Origin of the sequence: Pseudomonas sp. HD6515 (genome assembly GCF_024971855.1) — a bacterium.
GTDB classification, from domain to species: domain Bacteria; phylum Pseudomonadota; class Gammaproteobacteria; order Pseudomonadales; family Pseudomonadaceae; genus Aquipseudomonas; species Aquipseudomonas alloputida.
The window spans coordinates 2,300,141-2,322,013 of sequence record NZ_CP079827.1; the positions used below are offsets into that span (position 1 = coordinate 2,300,141).

The window sequence follows — 21,873 nt, forward strand, 5'->3', positions numbered from 1 at the left end:
CAACACCGCAAGGTTTCCTTGCGGCTGCGAGGAGAAATGACAATGAAGCCATTGCAAAACCGACGTGCCGTCATTACCGGTGCAGCTAGCGGTATCGGTGCGGCGATCGCCTATGCGTATGCCGATGCAGGCGCCAAGCTTGTGTTGTGTGATCGAGACGCCGAGCGCTTGGCTGTCGTTGCCAACCACTGTCGTGACCGTGGCGTCTTGGTGATCGAGTGTGTTGCTGATGTCGGTAGCAGGGAAGGGGCTCAAGCTGGCGTAGATGCCTGCGTAGATGCGCTCGGTGGCATCGATGTTCTGGTGAATAATGCCGGTATGCTGACTCAGGCTTCCTGCGTGGATCTTACTCAGGAAATGTGGGATGAGATGCTGCGGGTCGATCTGACCAGCGTATTCGTCGCAAGCCAGCGTGCTCTACCTCATATGCTGGAACAGAAATGGGGCCGCATCATAAACATCGCCTCTCAGCTCGGCATCAAAGGTGGCGCTCAACTGACTCACTATGCTGCCGCGAAAGCAGGTGTAATCGGATTCACCAAGTCCCTGGCTTTGGAAGTGAGCAAGGACAACGTCTTGGTCAATTCTGTTGCTCCTGGGCCGATTGAAACCCCGCTCGTTGAAGGGATCAGTCAGGAGTGGAAGGCTGCAAAGGCCAGAGAGTTGCCATTGGGTCGGTTCGGTAAGGTTGAAGAAGTGGCACCGATCGCGGTGCTGCTTGCCTCTGAGCCTGGCGGAAACTTGTTCGTCGGCCAAACTCTTAACCCGAATGCCGGCGACGTAATGCCTTGAGGTGAGCTATGTGTGGACTTTGTGGCCTGATCGGTGAGGATGTTCACTGGAGCGATCCTATAGACACAAGCCTTCCCGGTCGCCGCGAGCGCTTACGTCGAATTGCCTCAATTAACCAGGTGATAGCCCCCTTCAGGCTCAAAGTCAGTGACGTCCAGGGCGCTTCTTATCTGGTCCAGGGCCCCACGGGGAAGCAAGGTATTGCCTCCGGTTTGGAGCAGCTCTGGCAGACAGCCGAGGAGATTCTGGGGCGCAAGCTTGACCCCCTTGATCCAAGAATTCTCGATCACTTGGAGATGCAGGCATGAGCCTTCAGATCAATGTCCTGACCGGTTTTCTGGGCAGTGGGAAAACTACTTTGTTGCAGCGGGTGCTGGCCAATGAAGAGATGGGCGAGACGGCTCTGCTCATCAATGAATTCGGCGAGGTTGGCATCGATAATCTTCTCGTGCAGGAAATCGCGCCCAACACGGTGCTGCTGCCAAGTGGGTGCGTCTGTTGTTCGGTGCGTGGGGATCTGAAACAAGCGCTCATCGATCTGCATGACAAGCGAAATCGTGGGGAGATCCCTGCTTTCCGTCGAGTGCTTTTGGAAACGACTGGCCTTGCGGATCCTGCGCCGATTCTTGCGACTTTGCAGCGGGATCCACAACTTCGAGGTCGATACCATGTTGGGCTTATGGTGACCGTTGTCGACGCCCTGCACGCCGCTCTTCAGGAACGAATCCACCCCGAGTGGCTGGGCCAGGTAACAGCTGCTGATCGCCTTTTAGTGAGTAAGGGAGATCTGGTTAGCTCAGAGATTCTTGATCTGCTAGTGGATCACCTGAAAACCCTTAACCCGTCTGCCTCGGTCGCGCTGGCAAGTGCCATTGGGGAAGGCGATGAGCAGATGCTTGGCGAAGGGCTCAGAAGCTTGGAGCCTGATGATGAGGTCGCGGTGTGGCAGCTCTTTGCACCTACGAAGCAACCTCGGCACGGGGGCGCACAAGTTTGCGTGCTTGAGTATGAAACGCCGCTGGATTGGCTTGCCTTCGGGGTTTGGCTATCGATGCTGTTAAGATGCCACGGAGAACGTATTCTTCGGGTCAAAGGTATCTTGAGCGTGATCGACTCTGAGCAACCTATCGTGATTCACGGTGTGCAGCACTGCCTTCATTCACCGGTGCATCTTGCCAGTTGGTCTGATGGGCAGCGGCGATCACGTCTGGTGATTATCGTGCGCGATTTGGACACCAAGCTTCTAAGTAGATCGTTCGAAGCCTTCTTGAACCGTCTGGGGCGTGCTGTATGAGCGGCCCTGTCACGTTGAGAGTACTGGGTACCTCTGTGACCTTGCTCGAGTCTATTCGCTTGCGCGCGGAGCGAGAGCTGGGCATTCGAATTGAGTACCAAGTCCATGACGTTCAAACGGTTCAGCGCATTGCGTTGATGCACCCCGAGAGCTATGACCTTTACGATCAATGGTTCCATAGCATGGATTTTGTCTGGCCCGCAGGCGCAATCCAGCCCATTGATATCAGGCGAGTTGCTTTGTGGGATGAGATCAATGACCTGGCCAAGCGGGGCCGGCTTCATGCTGGCGATAAGCTAGCGGGCGGTAGCCTGCCTTGCGACCGTTTGTATGTTCAGCATGATCGTAGCTTGGCCAATCACCCAACTGACTCAATCAGTATGTTGCCGCTCACGCACAATGCGGACAGCTTTGCCTACAGGCCAGACCTGCTTCCCCCTGGGTTTGGTATCGAAAACGAAAGTTGGTCCTGGCTTGTTGATCCTGGCTGGTGCGGTCATGTGGCTTTGCAGAGCGATGCAGCTATCGGGGCGCTGGACGCGGCGCTGGCAGTGCAGGCTAAGGGCCTGGCCAAGTTCGACGTAATTGGCAACCTTCGGCTGGATGAGATCGATGAGCTCGCGGATGTGCTCATCAAGCTCCAACGCCAAGGGCATTTTGCGGCTTTCTGGTCGGATGATCGTGATGCCAGTAAGCTAATGCTTGGCCCAAGCGTTCACATTGAGAGTGTCTGGTCTCCAGCGCTGATGCAGCTGCATCGCGAAGGCATTCAGTATCGCCAGGCAGTTCCTAAAGAAGGCTACCGGGGCTGGTTCGGCGGCTTATCGTTGTCTCGGGCTGTTGATGGGGCAGTGAAAGATGTGGCTTACGCCTATCTGAACTGGTGGTTGGCAGGTTGGCCAGGCGCGATGATGGCGCGACAGGGCTTCTACATTTCCAATCCACTGCGAGCTCGAGATCACCTGTCGGCTGCGGAATGGGATTACTGGTACGAAGGCAAGCCAGCCAGCGAACAGTTGCTTGGGAGTGATGGTGAACCACTCATTGGGCCTGGAGAAATAAGGGAAGGGGGCTCCTACGCCGAGCGAGTGAGCCGAATCAGCGTCTGGAACTCGGTGATGGATGAGCATAACTACCTTGTCCGCAAATGGGCTGCATTTCTTAGAGCGGGCCGCTCGAAGGAGCTGTCATCCACATAGCGATCCTAGCTGATGGCACTCAGGCTGCCTCTGTCAGGATTTATCCTAATTTGTCGAAGAACGCTTTGACCCGGTAAGGCACCCGCTGCCGTGTGGGGAGAAGGGCGGTTATGGATAAATTTTACCGGGCCGGCGTAGGCTAACTTGATCGCCTGCAGGCAGTCATCTGCCAAGTCGGCGCGAACATCCCAGTAAGAAAGCACCACAATTCCAAGCCGCAACTTTCCAGCCGCCCTCACAGCATCAACACTGTCACGAGCTTGGCAATACTCTGTGTGGTTTCCCCGCTACAAAGCTTGTTGCCAGTACGTCGTCGAGCGGTTCCCCACCGCGTAGGCGCGCCAGTAAGTCGGGTTCAGCGAGATCGGACTGCAGCGCCGTGTCAATCACTGGAGTCAGCTCTTCCGCAGGCAAAATCAGCACACCATTATCGTCGGCCATAACGATATCTCCCGGATGAACCTCTACCCCTGCGCAATTCACCGATACATTCAGCTGGCACTTAGTGCTGTCGATCAGTTTGGTGGTGAGCTGAGTAGTGCCTCGAGCGAACACGGGCAGCTGGCAGGTACGCAGTTCGTTGATGTCGGTTACCACGCCGTCGACGATGATGCCAGCGGCACCCGCGCATCGAGCCGCGAATTGGGTCACTGCCCCTACACAGGCGTGGGCATGGTCACCCACCATGTCGATCACCAAAACGTCTCCTGGCTTGAGTGATACCAACGCTCGGTTGACCGCGATTGCATCGGGCTCAGCCAGACGCAGGGTCACGGCACGGCCCACGATGCGTCCGCCAGGCACCATGGCTCGGACTGCGTAGTTGACGAATCCACGCTCGAGGAAATGGCCGAGTGTGGCGAAGCTGACCTCTAGCAGCTTTGCGATCAAATCGTCGTCCTTCATTTCCCACGCTCCATGTCGATCAGCTCGGCCACACAGTCGATTTCCAAGCTCACTCCCCACAACTGCACGCAGACGGTTGTACGCGCAGGTGGTGCATGGCCAAGGATTTCCTTGTACACCTCGTTAAAGGGCGCGAGTTGATCGGGGGCTGTCAGGTAGGCGTTCACCTTGACCATGTGGGAAAGGCTGGAGCCGGCGGCTTCCAGGATCGCGGCCAGGTTGGCGAAGGTCTGCCTGACCTGATCTTTGAAGCTTTCGGGCTGTTCTTCCAGGCTACCCAGCGATGGGATCTGGCCCGCGGTGAACACCAGGTGGCCACTGACCACGGCTTGGGAGTACGGGCCTACTGGGCTGATGGTGCCAGGGGCGCTGTGGATGCGTTGCATTGAAAACTCCTTGTAGCGAAGGTGTGCCGCCGGCTCGCCGGCAGCACTTGGTCAGAGATTAGAAAAGCGCCAGGGTGTAGCTGACGATGAGTCGGTTCTGTTGTTGGTTGGGGTCGATCTCGGAGTGCAGCAACCCATGGCGCCAAGCCAGGCCGAGCCCTTTCAACGCACCGTCTTGGACGACATAGTCCAGCCCCACATCCCGCTCCCATTCGGAGGCGTCTTTACCGCTGGTGGTGTGAATGTCATCACCCTTCAGGTACATCAGGGAGAACTTCAGGCCAGGCACGGCGGCAGCTGCGAAGTCGTAGCTGTACTGGGCGAACGCGGTACGTTCGCCTGCTCGATTGAAGCTCGCGAGCATCCGGTCGGTGTAGAGATAGACACTGGCACCGCCCGCGCCCTTGCCGCTGAGGGAGCCTTGGTTCGGCTGGACGAAGTTGCTTCCATCCGACACCTGTTGATAGCCGGCCATGAGCGCGTGCCCCTGGACGGAATAGGTCAGTGCGGCGCTCCAGGTGTGGTTATCGATCTTGCCGTCACCCTCTTCGGTGTAACCGCCCACGCGATATCCACTTGCGCGACCAGCCGCGGAGTCGTTGGCCCCCTCGGCAACAGTACGGAAGTAGCGCAGATCAGTCCGCAGCGATTGCCCCTCGGAGAGGGGCAGCGTGTGGGTGAGGCCTACAAAGTGCTGGGTGTAATAGTCCTCAAGGTTGGCAACGTAGTACTGGGCTGTGAGTTGTTTGCCGATCCGGTAGTCGCCACCGGCGAACAGGAACTGGTCGCTCTCACGGGTGCCACCCGCTACCGCCAGTCCAGTGCGGTCACTGGAGGCGCGGCCCGTAGCACGGTTTAGGCGCCCGCCGGTAAGGGTCAGGCCATCCAGGTCGGTTGAGGTGAGCTGGGCACCCTCGAACGTCTGGGGCAGCAGGCGACCATCGTTGTAGGTCAGCACCGGAAGCTTGGGCATCAGCGTGCCGTATCGCAGTTCGGTGTTGGCGACTTTCAGCTTGGGTGTCAGGCCAAGGCGACTCCACTGGTGAGCCCCGCCACTGCCGTCGTCGGGGATCATGCTGCTACCCCGGTGGCGACCATCGCCGCTATCGAGCGTCACACCCATCAAGCCCAGGGCATCCAGGCCAACGCCGATTGGCCCATCGGTAAAGCCGGATTTGAAGTCGAGGACGAAGGCCTGGGCCCACTCTTCGGTTTTGCTTTGGCCGAGGCTACCGGCCTGGTCGCGAAAGTCGTTATTGAAGTAAAAATTGCGCAGGCCAAGGTTCGCGTGGCTGTCGTTCACCAAGTCGGCGTGAGCGATGGGGGACAAGGCGAAAACGCCAGCACTCATCAAGTATTTTTTCATCGGGAAGCTCTTCAAACGGAAGTAGAAAACACTCGCCTGTTGGGCGAGAGAAAGCTCAAGGGGGACAGCACGGAATTACTGCCGTGCTTGGTCGATATCCCGTTTGAAGGTTTCGGTGAGTAGCAGCAGCGCAACCAGAGAGACAACTGCTGAGCCGATCATGTACCAGGCAATCGATGAGCCTTTGCCAGTCCACGAAAGCAATGCGGTGGTCACCAGAGGCGTTGCAGCGCTTCCGAGGAGGCCGGAAAGCATGTAGCTGATCGACAGGCCCGAGTAACGCACTCGAGTGCCGAACAACTCGGCGAGGAATGTGGCGATAGGGCCGTAGTTGGCCGCGAACGCCGTCATCATCAGCATGTAGCCGGCAAATGCCAGGCCTAGCACTTTGGAATCCATCAGCCAGAACATCGGGAATGCGACGAGCGCTTCTGCGATGATCCCGCCGATGATGATGGGTTTACGACCAACCTTGTCGGACAGGGCGCCGAAGAACGGCAGCATGGCGATGCAGGCAGCGCAGGAAACCAATACTACCGTGAGCATTTCGCCACGCGTGAAGCCCAAGGTCTGGGTGCCGTAGGTGAGACCAAAGGCTACGATCAGGTTGTAGGAGGTGCCAGTGGACATGGTGGCCACACCACCCAGGACAACCTGTTTCCAGTATTTGCGGAACACCTCGAAGAGCGGCACTTTGACCTGGGTGCCTTTGTTCTCTACGGCTTTGAACGAAGGCGTTTCATGAATGTTCAAACGGATGTACAAGCCCAGTCCGATCAGCAGAACACTGAGCAGGAATGGGACACGCCATCCCCAATCCAGCAGCTGTTCGTTGGTCAGCGTTGTGGCGAACATCAGGAACACAAGGTTGGCCAGCATCGTCCCCGCCGGTACGCCGATCTGAACCCACGAGCCGTACAGTCCACGCTGATGTTTGGGAGCATGCTCCACGGCCATCAGTACAGCGCCGCCCCATTCCCCACCCAAGGCCAGGCCCTGGATGATGCGCAGTGTCAGCAACATGATCGGCGCCCAGATGCCCACCGACTCATAACTCGGCAACAGGCCGATTGCGAAGGTGGCCGCACCCATGGTCAGCAGCGAGATGAGCAGCATCGATTTACGGCCCAGGCGGTCACCGAAGTGTCCGAATAGCGCGGCGCCGATCATGCGTGCACCGTAGGCTGAAGCAAACGTGCCGAAAGCGAGGAGGGTGCCGACCAGGGGGTCAAACCCTGGGAAGAAGATTTTGTTGAATACCAAGGCTGAAGCCGTGGCGAAAAGGAACAAGTCATACCACTCAACGGTGGTTCCGATCACACTGGCGACCGCGACTTTTTTCATGTCGGCGGTGCGTTGTGGTTGCGCGCTGGCAACCTCGGTGTACGCAGGACTGGTCATTGCCATTTTCTCCCGAAAGATGGGTTCTCGTTGTTTTTGGCAGCTGAAAGCGAAGCGGCTATTTCTTGTTTTTTGGCAAAGCGTGCCCGTGGCCCCAGCTTTCTTGAATTGGCTGGGCGCCTGGGTATATCTGGCTAGTCAGCGTCTGTCGGCGCGGGTCAGCACGGCGTTGAGCAGTACGTCGCAACCCATGGTCACGTCGTTGGGCAAGGCGTCTTCAGCTTCGTTATGGCTCAGGCCGCCGACGCAGGGGATGAACACCATGGTGGTCGGGCAGTGGCGGGCGAGATGAATTGCGTCATGGCCGGCGCCGCTGACGATTGGCTGGTACGGATAGCCCAGGCCTTCGATGGCTTTGCGTACTGCATCGATGCAGGCCGGGTTGAAAGGCGTGGCCGGGCTCAGCCAGTGGCGGTTGATCTGAACTTCCAAGCCACGCTTGGTGGCGACCTGGTCGATGAGTGCACGCGCGTTGGCCTCCATGTCAGCGATGGCGGCATCTTCGTGGTGGCGAAGATCAAGGGTAAACGCCACGTGGCCAGGGATGGTGTTCCGCGAGGAGCGAGCGATCTGCAGTTGACCAACTGTGACGAGGCCTTTGGGGGCAAAGTCGCGAGACAGTTGTTCCAGTGCAGTGATCATTTCGCCAACGCCAAACAGCGCGTCATGTCGAAGAGGCATTGGAGTGGTGCCAGCATGAGCGGCTTGGCCACGGACTTCGATGTCCAGCCAGCAGATCGCCTGGCCGCCAGTTACCAGTCCAACGGGAAGGCCTGCATCCTCCAGGATTGGGCCCTGTTCGATGTGTGCTTCGAAGTAAGCGTCGAACTCACGGCCCAGTGGCAGATCCCCAGCGTACCCAGTTTGTTCAAGCGCTTCGGCCACACTGATGCCGTCAGCATCACAACTGGCCAGTGCTTTTTCGAGTGGCAGCTCACCTGTGAACACCGCCGAGCCGAGCATGGCAGGGGTGAAGCGGGCGCCTTCCTCATTCGTCCACACTGCAACTTCCAGTGGGCGCTCGAGCTGGATGCCTTTGTCCTGGAGGCTGCGAACTACTTCTAGGCCGGCGAGAACTCCATAGATGCCGTCGAAGCGACCCCCTTTGGGCTGGGTATCCAAATGGCTACCCATGACCACGGGTGGCAGTGTGTCATTGCGACCGGGCAGGCGAGCGAATAGGTTTCCGATGGCATCGACATGAATGCTCATGCCGGCTTCTCGGCACCATCCTGCAAAGAGCTCGCGCCCTTCGCGGTCTTCTTTCGAAAGTGCCAAGCGGCAGTTACCGCCTTTGGCTGTAGGGCCGACCTTGGCCATATCCATAAGGCTGTCCCACAGCCGTGTGCCATTGCATGTATGCATGATGTGAGTCCTCAAACAGACGGTGGGTCAGTATCCGAGCGCGGGGTCTACCCGGTTCAGCAGCGGTTCGGCGCATGCCAGGCGGCGGGCGTTTTCGGCCACCTGCTGGGCGATGCAGTCATGAGAGGCACAAGAGGCCATGTGGGGTGTGACGATGATTCCTGGAGTGCTCCACAGACGGCTGTCCAAAGGCAGAGGCTCCTTCTCGAAAACATCGAGCAGGGCGCCACGAAGCCGTCCACTGTCGACTGCCCTGATCAGGTCATCGATTTGTACATGTTGGCCGCGCCCGCAATTGATGATCGCTGCGTTAGGAGCCAAGGCTTCGAAGGTGTCTTGGCAGAGGATGCCGCGAGTGACATCGGTCAATGGCAACAGATTGATCAACAGGTCGAGGCCTTGCAGGAACTCATCGAACTTTGATGGACCTGCATAGGTACGAACACCATCAAGCTGTCTCGCACTTCTTGACCAGCCTCTAACGGCATAGCCTGCATCTGCCAGCTCGGTAGCGATCGTCCCTCCTAGAGAGCCCAAGCCCATGACACCGATCTGATACTCGGCCGCGGGTCGCTGTGGGTGCCGCAACCACACATGTTGATGCTGTTGGGCCAATGCCCGGTCAAAATCTCGGTGGTAATGAATGACTGCCCAGCGGACATACTCCGCCATGCCTTGCCGGTGAGCGGGGTCAACCACACGACACACGGGTAGGGCGGGTTGGCTCGGATCGTTGGCCAGGTGATCAACACCGGCGGCCACCGAGTGGATCAGCTTCAGGTTGGGTAATGCACTGAGGCTGCCTACGGGAGGGAACCAGCAGGCGGCTACTTGGGCTTCCTGAGCCGCAGGATCATTGGCCAATACGACACGCAGTTGGGGAGCGCTACGGGCGAAGGCCGACTGCAGTTGGCTCAAAAGCGCGTTGTCAGTTGATAGCAAAACCAGCGGACTCATGAGCAGTACGACTCACGTTGGTGTTCGATCAGGGTGAGTGCTGCGTCCCAGCTGAGGCTGATGATCTGCGCTGACTCGTCGCGTTGGAATTGTGCTGCGGTATGACGGCAGACTTCTTCACTTGGGTAGACCAGCTTGCTGCCGCCGGACAACGCATGAACTTGTGCTTGGCAGGCGCGCTCCAGGAAGTGAATCTCATGGAAGGCCTCGGCAACACTGGCACCGCCGGCCAGCAGACCGTGGTTACGGAGGATCATCGCTTTGTGCGTGCCGAGGTCGGCGATCAGGCGTTCGCGTTCGTCCAGCGAGAGAGCGATGCCTTCGTATTGGTGATAGGCCAACTTGCCATAGAACTTCAATGCATGTTGGCTGATCGGCAACAGCCCCTGCTCCTGAGCTGACACTGCGATGCCTGCAGATGTGTGGGTATGGATCACGCATTGCATGTCAGGGCGGGCCATGTGAATTGCAGAGTGGATCACGAAGCCAGCGGCATTCACCCGTCGATCACCAAATGCCTCATCAACAACGTTGCCGTGCTGGTCGATACGCACCAAGTCACTTGCGCGCATTCGATCGAAGATCACCCCGTATTGGTTGATCAGGAAGTGATGCTCTGGCCCTGGGATACGCAGGGTGATGTGGGTATCGATCAAGTCGGTCATGCGGAAGTGCGCCACCATTCGGTACAGCGCGGCCAGTTCGCAGCGTGCTTGCCATTCGGCATCGCTGATGTTGTGCGGCTTGCTCATGGATACTCCTGGTTTAACGTGCGATGGCGGGGGTGGATTCCTGCTGCTCACCACGCAGGCGAGAGAGGCCACAGACGCCGATCAGGGAAAGTGTGGAAAGCGCCGTGAAGAACACTGCAAGTGGCAGCCACTGACCGGCGAAGCGGTCAGCCAGCAGGGTGCCGATGATCGGCGTGCTGCCCCCGGCGATGGCGCATATCAACTGGTAGGCCAGAGAAATCCCGGAGTAGCGCAGGTGAGCGGGGAACGCCTGTGTCATGTAGCCAGCGATTACCGCATAGAGCGCCGAAAGGGTTACCACCGCCAGGGCGATTCCTGCTGTCATCAGAACCAGATTCTGCGTGCCTACCAGCATGAACATGGGGTAGGGCACGGCCATGCACAGCAGGGCTGCCAACTTGAGGAAGCGGCCCTCGCCAATGCGCTCCGCAAGAAGCGCCGCCAATGGCTGGGTCAGGAACTGGAGAATGGTCACCAGGAACAGACAGTCGAGGATGGTAGCCCTGGGGATACCCTGGTAGGTGGTGACGTAGGTGATCATGAAGGTGTTGGTGAAGAAGAAACCGGCGGAGCCGATGGTCACCGCGAGGGCCGCGAACAGGATCTGTCTCCAGCAGTCGCGCACCACTTCTAGCACCGGGTATTTGACGACCTCTTTCTTGGCTTTGGCAGCTTGGAACTCAGGGCTCTCTTCCACGCCAAATCGGATTGCCAGGCCAACCAGCATCAGCACCCCACTGGCCAAGAACGGAAGGCGCCAACCCCAGCTTAGGAACTCTTCAGGTTCCAAAGAAGACACCAGGCGGAATGCGATCAGTGCGAGCAACAGGCCAGCAGGGCTGCCTAACTGAGCAAATGAGGCGTAGAAGACTTTGCGTTTGGCCGGAGCATGCTCACTTGCCATCAGCACAGCACCACCCCACTCACCGCCGACGGAGATCCCCTGGACAATTCGCAGGGCAATCAGACCGATGGGGGCCCAGATGCCAGCACTGGCGTAGCTGGGTAGCAGGCCGATGCCTGTGGTGGCCAGGCCCATGAGAACCATGGTGACCAGCAGCATTTTTTTACGACCCAGGCGATCGCCCAGATGGCCAAACACCATGCCTGCCATTGGTCGGGCGATGAATCCGACGGCGAAGGTGCCGAATGCCGCCAGGGTGCTAAGCAACGGATTGTTGCTGGGGAAGAACACCTGACCGAGCACAAGCGCAGCCGCCGTGGCGTAGATGTAGAAATCGTAGAACTCGATGGTGGTGCCGACAAATGCGGCAGCCGCCGCTCGACGCGGTTGGTTGGACGTGTGCATGCAAGGCCCTTCTTAGAGTTATAGGCAGGTGGGCAGGTTTGGCTAAGCCGGTCGCGCTCTTTGGCGCTTTCGGGTTTTATCGCCTTGGGGCTATGATTAGTCAATTTGCTAATTCTTATCCGTCGTATTAGCAGCGCTACTAATGAGTACTCAAATGAACCCGTCAAGCTCTAGATCTGACGCATTGATCAACAAATGGGAGGGACGACGATTCCTCAACGATCGCCTGGACTGGAACCTGCTGCGCACTTACCTCGCCATTGGCCAAGAGGGCAGTATCAGCAGGGCCGCAGCGAGATTGCATGTGACCCAGTCGGCGGTCAGCCAAGCGCTCCGACGACTGGAGGAACAGCTCGGTTGCGCTCTGATTATCAGGGGTGGGCCGCGTTTCGATCTGACTGCTGCGGGAGAAGAGGTGCTGCGTATTGCCATCGATATTTATGGCGATGTATCGCGTATCAGCGCAGCGGTCGAGCAAGAGAGTGACGGCGTAGCTGGCAAGGTGAGGTTGCTGAGCGTCAGCCGAGTTCAGTCACAGGTTTACGATGACTTCCTCGGTGATTTCCATGAGGCGCATCCACGTGTGGAGCTGGAAATCGATGTCATGCGCAGTGCTGACATCATCAGCTCTCTGCTGCAGAAAACGGCCACAGCTGGCGTTGGCTTGTGTCGAATTCCACAGCCCAAGCTGGAGCAGCGCTTGCTGATCAGCCAGCGTTATGCGTTCTTCTGTGGTGTGCGACATCGTTTATTCGGGCGCAGCGATGTGACCCTCGAGGCGCTACGTGGAGAGAATTTCGTGAGTTTCGTCAGTGATCAGTTGGGGGGTAACCTGTCGCCGCTTGCGATGTTCCGTGATCAGCATGGGTTCACCGGGCGCATTGTTGCTTCCTCTCCTAGCGTTGAAGAGGTTCAGCGGCTTGTCTGCGCAGGTTTCGGAGTAGGCTGCATGCCTGAGCACCTCCTCCATGAGGATGTTGAGAAGGGGTTGCTATGGCGTTTGCCTCCAGCCGAAGGCATCGTCAACGCGGATTTGCACTTGCTCTGGAACAGGGAGCAGAGGATGACCATGGCGGAGACAGTGTTCCTGGAAAGCTTCCAGCACTGCCTCGCTCAGGCATCGCTGGTTTGAACCCAACACGTTTCGCAATTACGGCTGCTTTTCAGCCCAAATGAAACGACCGCAGTGTTTGGCTGCGGTCGTCATCTTTCAGTTAGTCGACGTTTAGCAATTGCCGTCGGCTCAGGACGCTGTTCAATCGATCATCGTTGTCTAAGTCGGTCTCGCTCAGCATGTCCGCAACGCCGGCACCGGACTCGACTCTCTCCAGCCAATAGAGCACCGCCTTCTTCATAAACCAGTGAGGAGTGCGATCCAGGAGGCCAGCGGCCTCCTTGATACGCTCCTTGGTCGGCGCGTCGAGTTTGATGCCTGTCGTTGTCGAGCTCACGAGCGCCTCCTTACGATGCAGTCACAGCCACATGGCCTTGCGTTTTGGCGCTTCGTTGATAGGCCAGCAGCAGTCCGATGTACCAGAACGGCATGATGTAAAGGGCCGTCCGAGTATCAGCCTCCAGGGAGAGCAGGCAGAGTACGAACAGGAGGAAGACCAGAGACAGCACCGCTGTGAACTTACCACCAGGCAGCTTGAAGGTTGAGCGTTGGTGAGCTTCTGGGTTTGTCCGTCGGTAAGCCAGGTAAGAGAGCAGGATCAACGACCAGGTTACAACCACCATGACCGCCGAGATTGTCGAGACCAAGGTGAAAACACCCATGACATCTGGAATGACGAACAGCAGCGTCAGCGCGATAGTCATGCACAGACCTGAGAACATCAGTGCCCGGATTGGAGTGCCCGAGCCGGACAAGCGTCCGAAGGCATGTGGTGCCTGTTTGTTGTGAGACAGGCCGTAAAGCATGCGTGAGCCAGAGTAAACGCCGCTATTTGCTGAGGATGCAGCTGAGGTCATGACTACAAAGTTGATCATCCCAGCAGCAGCAGGCAAGCCTCCCAAAAGGAAGAGCTCCACAAAGGGGCTACGGTTTGCTGGCACATGAGACCAGGAAATCACACTGATGATGCATGCGAGAGCGGCCACGTAAAACAGCAGGATCCGCACAGGGATGGTGTTGATCGCTTTGGGCAACGTCTTTTCGGGATTGTGAGCTTCAGCAGCTGCGGTGCCAATCAGCTCAGTCCCCACGAAAGAGAAGATGGCGATCTGGAAGCCCGCGAGGAAGCCGAGCACCCCATGCGGCATCATCACCCCTGGTTCAACCAGGTGGCTGAACGTCGCAGTGACACCATCGGGAGAGGTGTAGGAGGTAGCAATCATGAAGAGGCCGGTCAGTACCAGCGCGACGATTGCAATGATCTTGATAAGCCCGAACCAGAACTCGACCTCACCAAAGGCTTTCACTGCCAGCATGTTGAGCGCTACGAGCAGGAACATGGTTCCGAAGGCTGGTATCCACGTAGGAAGGTCGGGGAACCAGTACTGCAGAAAGCCTGCGACTACCACAACGTCGCCTACGGCAACGACAACCCAGCTTAGCCAGTACGACCAGGCGAGGATGAACCCGGCACGGGGGCCCATATGGTGGTGGACGAGCTCTGCAAACGAGCCCATTTCCAGGTTGGCGAGGAGCATCTCACCCATCGCCCGCATGATGCAGAAAACAAAGAAACCGATGATCGCATAGACAAGTAGGATCGAAGATCCAGACAGGGCTATCATTTTTCCCGACCCCATAAAGAGGCCTGTCCCAATAGCACCACTGATGGCAATCAGCTGAATATGTCGATTTTGCAGTCGACGCTTGAGTTCTCGGCCATCACCGCTATTCGCTTCTTTTGAGTTGCACGTCTGATGCATATATAACCTCTTATTCTTTTTCTGTGAGCAACCGCTACCCGCCCTCTGATTAGAAGGTGCAGTGCTAAGTGGGCTATAGACGTTGAGCCCCTCATAGCGGAGGGTGGGGCAGTACATACGCAGGCGATGAAGAAATAAACTCAGCTGAGTTCCTTCATCAAGCTGGTTAAGTAATTAGAAGTAGTCAAAAACTAGGTGCTCATTCCCCTGTGAGATCCCGCAGCGGCGGTTCAGAAGCGCCATTCTGCCAGTCATAGTTGCCAATCGGAACGCTACAGATTGGTATACCATCAGCTAATAGTTATCAGATTGCTCACAAATCAGAGCAAAATGCCGGTTTGCACTGACATGGTGCAAAACAGGGCGCATTGACTACATCTTGATGCTCGATAGAAGGATGCTGGTCTCGGTGTTCTCGATGTGCTGGATCGAGCGGATGGTATTCAAAGCTTTGTCAAAGGCCTCCAGCGTATCGGCTCTCAGCTCCGCCATCAGATCCCAGCGACCGTTGGTTGTATGTATGGCAAACACGTTGGGATGCCCGCGTAGCGCGTGTTTGACCTCTGCGGCGTGGTGGCCGCTGATGCTGATGCTGGTGATGGCTCTGACCCCTCGGTCTATCTCATCGGACTGGAGGCGGATGGTATAGCCCATGATGATGCCTTGCTCTTCCAGCCTGGCGAGTCGGTTTTGAACCGTGGCGCGGGCCACCTTCAATTTCTTAGCTAGCGTCATCACAGGGGTACGAGCGTTGTCCCGCAGAAGCGCGATGAGTTGCCGATCAGTGTTATCCATGAGCTCCGACCATCCACATTGCTTTGAAGTGTGAGCAGATTGTCTAGAACCTTGCGAAATATGGCAACCTGTACACTTCAATTTGCACCAATATTTCATCAGAATTTCGGAGGTCGAAAATTCACAATTAGCGTTCGCCCATGCACTGGCTTGAGGCGCGCGCACTTTCAAGGTGCATAACATGACGCATTTCATTGATGTCCCTACAATGTCCGATCTGGTTAGCGATATCGGTGTAGTGGATTTCCTGGGTGAGCTCGCGGCCGTCATCCGTGATGATTTCAAACGCTGGCCTGAGTTTGATAAGTCTGCCCGAGTGGCCAGTCACTCCGAGGTCGGTGTGATCGAACTTATGCCTGTGGCTGATACGAGCCAATATGCGTTCAAGTATGTTAATGGTCACCCCTCCAACACCTTCAAGGATCTTCACACCGTGATGGCCTTTGGCGTGCTGGCCGATGTCCAAACGGGGTATCCGGTGCTTCTTTCTGAGCTGACCATCGCGACAGCTCTGCGTACTGCGGCAACATCTCTGATGGCCGCCAAAGCGTTGGCTCGTCCAAATTCGCGCAAAATGGCTCTCATCGGTAACGGCGCCCAGAGTGAGTTCCAGGCCCTTGCGTTCCACAAGCACCTGGGCATCCAGGAAATCGTCGCGTACGACGTCGACCCTCAGGCGACCGCCAAGCTCGTTCGAAACCTGCAGGAATACACCGACCTCAAAATCACCCGTGCCCAAAGCGTTGCTGAGGCAGTACGCGGTGCTGACATCGTGACTACCGTCACCGCCGATAAAGCGTATGCCACGATCATCACTCCGGAAATGCTGGAGCCTGGCATGCACCTGAATGCTGTCGGTGGCGACTGCCCAGGTAAGACCGAACTGCATGCCGACGTGCTGCGCAAGGCAAGGGTCTTCGTTGAGTACGAGCCGCAAACTCGTATCGAAGGTGACATCCAACAACTCGAAGCCGACTCTCCGGTAGTTGATCTGTGGCGTGTCCTGACCGGCGAGCAGGAAGGCCGTCAGAGCGATGAGCAGGTTACCGTCTTTGACTCGGTTGGTTTTGCCTTGGAAGACTACTCGGTGCTGCGTTACGTCCTGGAGAAGGCCGAGAAACGTGGTGTCGGCACCAAGATCGATCTCGTCCCGTGGGTTGAAGATGATCCGAAAGACCTGTTCAGCCACACGCGTGGCCGCTCCGCCAAAAAACGCATTCGACGCGTTGCATAATTCTAAGATCAGCATCCCAAATCGGTATTACTGAATGGCACTTCCTACTCGTTCGATTCAAGCACCTGCAGCAGTGGTGATGGTCAGGCCGCACGCCTTCACCCCTAATCCGGAAACCGCTGCTGACAACTCGTTCCAAAGCTCAAGCCCTGACATTGCAGCGCACACTGTCTCCGAGATTGCTCGAGATGAGGTCACCCAGGCTGTGGGTCGCTTGGAGGCGGAGGGAGTTCGTGTCCATGTGTTTGATGACTTCGGCGACAACGACACCCCTGATTCAGTGTTCCCGAACAACTGGTTCTCTACGCATCCGGGCGGTCACATTGCAATCTACTCCATGTACTCGCCGAACCGTCGACGGGAAAGGCGTACTGACGTGATTGAGATGCTCAAGCAGGAATACCGGGTACAGGATGTGATCGACTACTCTGGCCTCGAGCAGGATGAGCTTTTCCTGGAAGGCACCGGGGCGATGGTGTTTGATCACATGTCTCGTGTGGCCTACACCGCCCGTTCCAACCGTGCCGACCCGATTGCGCTGGAGCGGTTTAGCACCCACTTCAACTTCGAGCCTATGGTCTTCGACACTGCAGACGAGAAGGGGGCCCCGATTTATCACACCAACGTTCTGATGTGCGTAGCCACTGAATTCGCACTGGTGGGTTTTGGCACTTTCACGAACAAGGCCCGTGCTGAAGAGGTTCGCATGCGGCTGGTGGAGTCCGGTCGAGAAGTCATCGATTTGAGCAACAAGCAGATCGCGGAGTTTGCTGGTAATGCCATCGAACTGTCGGGCCGCGATGGCCGGATTCTGGCGCTGTCTCGTCGGGCCTTCAACAGCCTGACGCAAGATCAGCGCGCTCGCATTGAGCGTACCGCCAGACTGGTGCCGTTGGATGTACCCACTATCGAAATGGCAGGTGGCTCGGTACGGTGCATGATCGCTGGGATTCACCTGTCTCCTCGCACGTAACGCAGTAACAAGATCCCCACCCAGCAAGGTGGGGATTTTTTTGGCCGTTAGCGAGCGTGGCTGTCGTATCCCTGTAGCGTGTTGACCGCGTTGATGCCGATCTCATCAACCATGTAGCCACCTTCCATCACAAACAGCGTTGGAATCCCGGCCTTTGCGATGGCCTCGCCCATCTGGATGAAGTTGGTGCTGGTCAGGCGGAAATGACTGATCGGATCATGCTCGAAGGTATCCACACCCAAGGAGATGACCAGGCACTCAGGTTGGTGGGCCTGGACGCGTTTGAGAGCATCTGCCAAGGCCACGCTGAAGGTGTCCCAAAGCGTGCCACGAGGCAGTGGATAATTGGCATTGAAGCCCTCACCGTTACCCACCCCTTTCTCATCAGCAAAGCCTGAAAAGTACGGATAGGACACGGACGGGTCGCCGTGGATTGAGGCGAAGAACACATCGCTGCGGTCGTAGAAGATGTTCTGCGTGCCGTTACCGTGGTGGAAGTCGACGTCCAGGATGGCCACTCGTTTTGCACCCCGGCTGAGGCAGCGCTCAGCAGCGATTGCCGCGTTGTTGAGATAGCAGTACCCGCCCATGTACTCACGAGCCGCATGGTGCCCTGGCGGTCGGCACAGAGCGAAAGCACCTCTCTCGCCATCAATGACCCGCTCGATGCCGGTCAGGGCGACATCCGCGCTGCTGCGCACGGCTTCCCACGTACCTGAGGTGATCGGCGAACCGGCATCCATGGCGTAGAAGCCAAGCTTGCCATCAATGAAGCTCGGTTCTTGGTCAATGGCCAGGTCTCGAACCGGCCATACCAGGGGAAGTGCGTCGTGCGTCTTCCCTGTTGCCGCCCACTCTTGCCAGGCATTCTCGAGGAACGTCACATACCGCTCGCTGTGCGCCCGCACATAGTTGGATCGGTCATATCGCTGCTCAGCGATGACATCCCCCAACCCTACACTCTTCACACGAGCGAGAACCGTATCGGCGCGTTGCGGGTTTTCGAAGGAGGGCTTGAGTGATCCGTCTTTGAGTTCGGAGCCGTGGTGGAGGCGATGATTGGAGCTAAATATCGTGAGCACGAAAGGTCTTCCCGTCAGCGTGAACGTTACAGAAAATGTTCGCTGTTGCGGGTAGGAAATGCTTTGCTTTAGGCCATGACAGGGACGTGATGGTTGAATTTTCTTTTTAAAATTTTGCCATACGTGAGAAAGAACTTTTCGCGGGTAAGGGGTGGCGTTATACCACCCACTTGCGCCGCGACAGAAAGGGTAGAAATCAGAGCTCTTTGAGCGTCGGATAATCGATATAGCCTTTCCCGTCACTCCCGAAGAAGGTCATGCGATCAGGATCGTTCAACGGTGCGCCCGTGCGAACGCGCTCCACGAAGTCGGAGTACCGTCTGGCTTAGCGCGACTATGTGTCATAGGTTCCATTAACAGGCGGTTCTTCAGGGTGTACTGACCCAGCCGATAGGATTCGAAAACACAGTTCATGAGCTTTCCTCTTCGTTATGCGGCAGTGGAGGTTTCTGTGGGAAGCTGCACACCAGTGCGAGCCACCAGGGCTTCCGAGCCCTTCAGGAACTTGGAAACGTGACTTGGCGTTAGGCCTGCCGAAGGGTGGATGGCTTGTCCCTTGCGATTGAACAATGTGCCGGTGTGCTTCTCGAGCGCTCGGGCAAGCAACAATGGAGAGATGCGCGCTGCGTACTGCTCAGCAGTTGGGGTGAAGAAGCCAATCAGTGTTTCGGCAATCTTGGATTTCAGCGATCCCTTGCCCAAGAAGTTATCTCGAATGTTGGTTTTCACCAGGCCTGGATTGAGGCCAAACACGCTCAGGTGTGGGTAGCGTTTCGCCGCGTCCACCACCAGCATTTCGTTGCCTGCGACAGTGTTCATGTGGACGGCGAACGACTTGTACTGACGCTCAGCGTTGAGGTCGTCCAGATCGGTGCCAGTTTGCCCACTGCCTGGGTAACCCATGATGAATACCCGAGGCTTGAAGGCTTTGGACTGGCGCTCAGTGCCAAGCCGTGGTGCGGCCAGGCGGAGAATAGTCAGCCGGCTCAGGTAGCTCACAGCCATATCCTCTTCAAGCCCTTCAGTCGTTTCCTGGCGCTGAGATGCGGCGAAGATACCGGTCGTAAACACCAAGGCATCGAGTTGCTCGACCTGCAATTCATCCACTACTCGTACGGCCTCGCTCATCAGGCTGAGGTCTCCCTGGACGAAGCGAATGCCTGGAAGGCTTTGGTCGCGGAAGGTACGACCTACGACTGTGACGCTGGCACCTTGCTTAGCCAGAGAGTGGCTCAAGGCACGTCCCAAGCCACCAGTTCCGCCGATCACGGCAATACGCATATTCTCGGCTGGGAGCTGGCCGAAGTTGGCGACATTCCAATTGAAGGATTTATCCACTTTCATGGTGAGGTACTCAGAAGGTTATGGGCACCATGATCTCGCTTACGTTAAATGGGATAAATACGGTATTCTGGATAATATTGATCCGCTGATGGAGCAATCGTGTGGAGTACCTCAATGACATGGCCCTCTTCGTGGAAGTGGTCAAAGTGAAAGGCTTCCGCAATGCGGGTGAAAGCCTGGGCATCCCGAACTCCACTGTCTCTCGGCGTATCTCTCAGCTGGAGAAGACGATTGGCCTGAGGCTTCTGCACCGAACTACCCGGCGCATCGAGCTGACCGAGGCAGGGCAAATCTACTACGAGCGCTGCCGGCGTATCGTGGACGAGGCACGCCTGGCCCATGAGCAGTTGGGCGACATGCTGACCGAGCCGAGTGGTGTGTTGAGGGTGTCGCTACCGGTGGATTTCGCGGTGACTTATCTGGCACCACTGTTCGCCGAATTTGCTGCTCTGCATCCCAAACTCACCTTCGATTTCGACCTGACGCCGAGAAGAGTAAACCTGGTCAGCGAACCCTTTGACGTGGCAATACGGATGGGCGAATCACCCGATTCTCACCTCATAGCGCGACCTCTAACGTCATTGACGCCGTCCTTGTACGCCTCGCCTGGTTATCTGGAGAAGTACGGTGAACCCTCGACCCCGGATGAGCTCAATGGCCATCAGTGCCTGAACATCACCAAAGGTGGGATATGGGCAGTGAAGCGCGGCCAGGAAACCGTTTCGATCACTGCGCAAGCTCGGTTCGTGGTGAACAGTGTTGGGATGATTAAGCGGTTAGCGATGCTCGATCAGGGGATTATGCTGATGCCCCATGAGATCGTTGCGGATGACGTTGATGCCGGTAGACTCTGCCCCATTCTCACGGAGTGGACTGGCCAGCCAATGATGGTTTACGCCCTGACCGAGACCCGTTTGCTGCCAGCCAAAACCCAGACATTCTTGGAGTTCTTACGCGCACGCTTGGCGTCGCATGGCGGATCATAGGCTGTTTCCCGCAATACCGTCAGGGCTCCTATGCTGCCGTTTGCGGTCAATGCCAACTCTTGGACTTGTAGTTGACTGCATTTTGTTGGCGCAATAAGGTCATTTACTAGAAAGCTTCTGCTAAATGTGCGTGGAATATGAGTCGGATTATCCTAGACAACGTTGATCGCTCCATGCTCAGGCTGCTGCAGGCTGACGGCGCTATGTCCAGTATTGCTGTGGGAGAAAAGCTGGCGTTGAGCACCACGCCGACCTGGCGTAGGCGAAAGCGTCTAGAGGATGAAGGCGTCATCACGGGGTATGAAGCGACTATCGACAGGAAGGCTATCGGCCTCAACCTGACGGCGTTCGTTCAGATCAGCTTCCAGATGCACACGGATCAGTCGGCTGATGATTTTGAGGCCGTTATGCGTGGCAACCCCTATGTCCTGTCGTGTCATAAGGTCACCGGTAACGCGGACTACATCCTGCAGATCGTCGCAGCCGACCTTGAGGCTTATGGGGAGTTTGTTGAGCGTGTTCTGCGCGCACAGCCAGGCATCTCGGCCATCCATTCCAGCTTGGCGCTGAAGGAAATCAAGGACAGCCACCGGCTTCCCATACCTGACATTTGAGTAACCGGTGATCTCGCCGGCCAGCACCATTCCTTAGCGTCAGCGTATTCGGCTCATGGCATTTGGAACACGCAGGGCGGAACACCAAGTTCCTTTCGAAATATCGAGGAGAAGGCGCTTGGGCTTGATGGGCCTGCCCCGTGACAACGGACGCCAAGAAGCGATACTTACATCGCTATCTTGGAGGTTGTCATGTACCCAACCACTCGCCGCAATTACACCGATGAGTTCAAGATTCAGG

Annotated in this window: 22 protein-coding genes; 9 read left to right on the forward strand and 13 right to left on the reverse strand. The window is 57.0% G+C overall.

Annotation, left to right across the window (positions count from 1 at the left end):
- Positions 1-42: 42 nt before the first annotated feature.
- Genes KW568_RS10515 through KW568_RS10530 form a run of 4 tightly spaced genes read left to right on the forward strand, consistent with a single transcriptional unit; the run spans position 43 to position 3,285 of the window.
- On the forward strand, positions 43-792 hold the full coding sequence (locus KW568_RS10515; protein WP_003251169.1) for an SDR family NAD(P)-dependent oxidoreductase: 750 nt from the start codon (positions 43-45) through the stop codon (positions 790-792).
- Positions 793-800: 8 nt separating this feature from the next.
- Positions 801-1,100 (forward strand): hypothetical protein, encoded by a 300-nt coding sequence (locus tag KW568_RS10520; protein ID WP_003251167.1) that lies wholly within the window; start codon positions 801-803, stop codon positions 1,098-1,100.
- Positions 1,097-2,086, forward strand: coding sequence for a GTP-binding protein (locus KW568_RS10525; protein ID WP_004576121.1), 990 nt, complete (start codon positions 1,097-1,099; stop codon positions 2,084-2,086). Before KW568_RS10520 ends, KW568_RS10525 begins: the two co-directional genes overlap by 4 nt.
- On the forward strand, positions 2,083-3,285 hold the full coding sequence (locus tag KW568_RS10530; RefSeq protein WP_004576122.1) for a PotD/PotF family extracellular solute-binding protein: 1,203 nt from the start codon (positions 2,083-2,085) through the stop codon (positions 3,283-3,285). Before KW568_RS10525 ends, KW568_RS10530 begins: the two co-directional genes overlap by 4 nt.
- Before the next feature lie 252 nt (positions 3,286-3,537).
- Here KW568_RS10530 and KW568_RS10535 read toward each other — a convergent pair whose 3' ends face one another.
- The 8 genes from KW568_RS10535 to KW568_RS10570 all read right to left on the reverse strand — a co-directional run bounded on the left by KW568_RS10535 (position 3,538) and on the right by KW568_RS10570 (position 11,727).
- Positions 3,538-4,191, reverse strand: a complete 654-nt coding sequence (locus tag KW568_RS10535; protein WP_004576123.1) for an RraA family protein — start codon at positions 4,189-4,191, stop codon at positions 3,538-3,540.
- Positions 4,188-4,577 carry a RidA family protein gene (locus KW568_RS10540; RefSeq protein ID WP_004576124.1) on the reverse strand — a complete coding sequence of 130 codons (390 nt, stop codon included), beginning with the start codon at positions 4,575-4,577 and terminating at the stop codon, positions 4,188-4,190. The genes KW568_RS10535 and KW568_RS10540 overlap by 4 nt, the downstream gene beginning before the upstream one ends.
- Before the next feature lie 58 nt (positions 4,578-4,635).
- On the reverse strand, positions 4,636-5,943 hold the full coding sequence (locus KW568_RS10545; RefSeq protein ID WP_004576125.1) for an OprD family porin: 1,308 nt from the start codon (positions 5,941-5,943) through the stop codon (positions 4,636-4,638).
- 75 nt (positions 5,944-6,018) lie between these two features.
- Positions 6,019-7,344, reverse strand: coding sequence for an MFS transporter (locus tag KW568_RS10550; RefSeq protein WP_004576126.1), 1,326 nt, complete (start codon positions 7,342-7,344; stop codon positions 6,019-6,021).
- Between the two features lie 138 nt (positions 7,345-7,482).
- Entirely contained in the window at positions 7,483-8,709 is a 1,227-nt protein-coding gene (locus KW568_RS10555) for a Zn-dependent hydrolase (protein WP_004576127.1), read from the reverse strand.
- A 27-nt stretch (positions 8,710-8,736) separates the two neighbouring features.
- Positions 8,737-9,666 (reverse strand): glyoxylate/hydroxypyruvate reductase A, encoded by a 930-nt coding sequence (locus KW568_RS10560; protein ID WP_004576128.1) that lies wholly within the window; start codon positions 9,664-9,666, stop codon positions 8,737-8,739.
- Positions 9,663-10,418, reverse strand: a complete 756-nt coding sequence (locus tag KW568_RS10565) for a class II aldolase/adducin family protein (RefSeq protein ID WP_004576129.1) — start codon at positions 10,416-10,418, stop codon at positions 9,663-9,665. Before KW568_RS10565 ends, KW568_RS10560 begins: the two co-directional genes overlap by 4 nt.
- Before the next feature lie 13 nt (positions 10,419-10,431).
- Positions 10,432-11,727 carry an MFS transporter gene (locus tag KW568_RS10570; protein ID WP_004576130.1) on the reverse strand — a complete coding sequence of 432 codons (1,296 nt, stop codon included), beginning with the start codon at positions 11,725-11,727 and terminating at the stop codon, positions 10,432-10,434.
- A gap of 154 nt (positions 11,728-11,881) precedes the next feature.
- On the opposite strand from KW568_RS10570, the gene KW568_RS10575 reads away from it, so the two are divergent.
- A complete protein-coding gene (locus tag KW568_RS10575; RefSeq protein ID WP_004576131.1) occupies positions 11,882-12,859 on the forward strand; it encodes a LysR family transcriptional regulator in 978 nt (325 codons plus the stop codon).
- 82 nt (positions 12,860-12,941) lie between these two features.
- Here KW568_RS10575 and KW568_RS10580 read toward each other — a convergent pair whose 3' ends face one another.
- The 3 genes from KW568_RS10580 to KW568_RS10590 form a co-directional block, all read right to left on the reverse strand.
- Positions 12,942-13,178 carry a hypothetical protein gene (locus tag KW568_RS10580; RefSeq protein WP_004576132.1) on the reverse strand — a complete coding sequence of 79 codons (237 nt, stop codon included), beginning with the start codon at positions 13,176-13,178 and terminating at the stop codon, positions 12,942-12,944.
- Between the two features lie 10 nt (positions 13,179-13,188).
- A complete protein-coding gene (locus KW568_RS10585; RefSeq protein WP_004576133.1) occupies positions 13,189-14,604 on the reverse strand; it encodes an amino acid permease in 1,416 nt (471 codons plus the stop codon).
- 372 nt (positions 14,605-14,976) lie between these two features.
- Complete coding sequence (locus KW568_RS10590; RefSeq protein ID WP_004576134.1) at positions 14,977-15,399, reverse strand: Lrp/AsnC family transcriptional regulator; 423 nt, start codon at positions 15,397-15,399, stop codon at positions 14,977-14,979.
- Between the two features lie 181 nt (positions 15,400-15,580).
- Here KW568_RS10590 and KW568_RS10595 point away from each other — a divergent pair, with 181 nt between their 5' ends.
- Together KW568_RS10595 and ctlX are read left to right on the forward strand one after the other, a co-directional pair.
- Positions 15,581-16,633 carry an ornithine cyclodeaminase gene (locus KW568_RS10595; RefSeq protein WP_004576135.1) on the forward strand — a complete coding sequence of 351 codons (1,053 nt, stop codon included), beginning with the start codon at positions 15,581-15,583 and terminating at the stop codon, positions 16,631-16,633.
- Between the two features lie 34 nt (positions 16,634-16,667).
- Positions 16,668-17,606, forward strand: coding sequence for a citrulline utilization hydrolase CtlX (gene ctlX / locus KW568_RS10600; protein ID WP_050562523.1), 939 nt, complete (start codon positions 16,668-16,670; stop codon positions 17,604-17,606).
- A 47-nt stretch (positions 17,607-17,653) separates the two neighbouring features.
- Here ctlX and KW568_RS10605 read toward each other — a convergent pair whose 3' ends face one another.
- Entirely contained in the window at positions 17,654-18,688 is a 1,035-nt protein-coding gene (locus KW568_RS10605; protein ID WP_004576137.1) for a histone deacetylase family protein, read from the reverse strand.
- Between the two features lie 429 nt (positions 18,689-19,117).
- Entirely contained in the window at positions 19,118-20,032 is a 915-nt protein-coding gene (locus KW568_RS10610; RefSeq protein ID WP_004576138.1) for an SDR family NAD(P)-dependent oxidoreductase, read from the reverse strand.
- A 101-nt stretch (positions 20,033-20,133) separates the two neighbouring features.
- On the opposite strand from KW568_RS10610, the gene KW568_RS10615 reads away from it, so the two are divergent.
- Both KW568_RS10615 and KW568_RS10620 read left to right on the forward strand, forming a co-directional pair.
- The gene (locus KW568_RS10615; RefSeq protein ID WP_004576139.1) at positions 20,134-21,018 is read left to right on the forward strand and encodes a LysR family transcriptional regulator; all 885 of its coding nucleotides are present in this window, start codon (positions 20,134-20,136) and stop codon (positions 21,016-21,018) included.
- 137 nt (positions 21,019-21,155) lie between these two features.
- Positions 21,156-21,632: an Lrp/AsnC family transcriptional regulator gene (locus tag KW568_RS10620; RefSeq protein WP_004576140.1), complete on the forward strand. Its 477-nt coding sequence runs from the start codon at positions 21,156-21,158 to the stop codon at positions 21,630-21,632.
- Positions 21,633-21,873 lie beyond the last annotated feature (241 nt).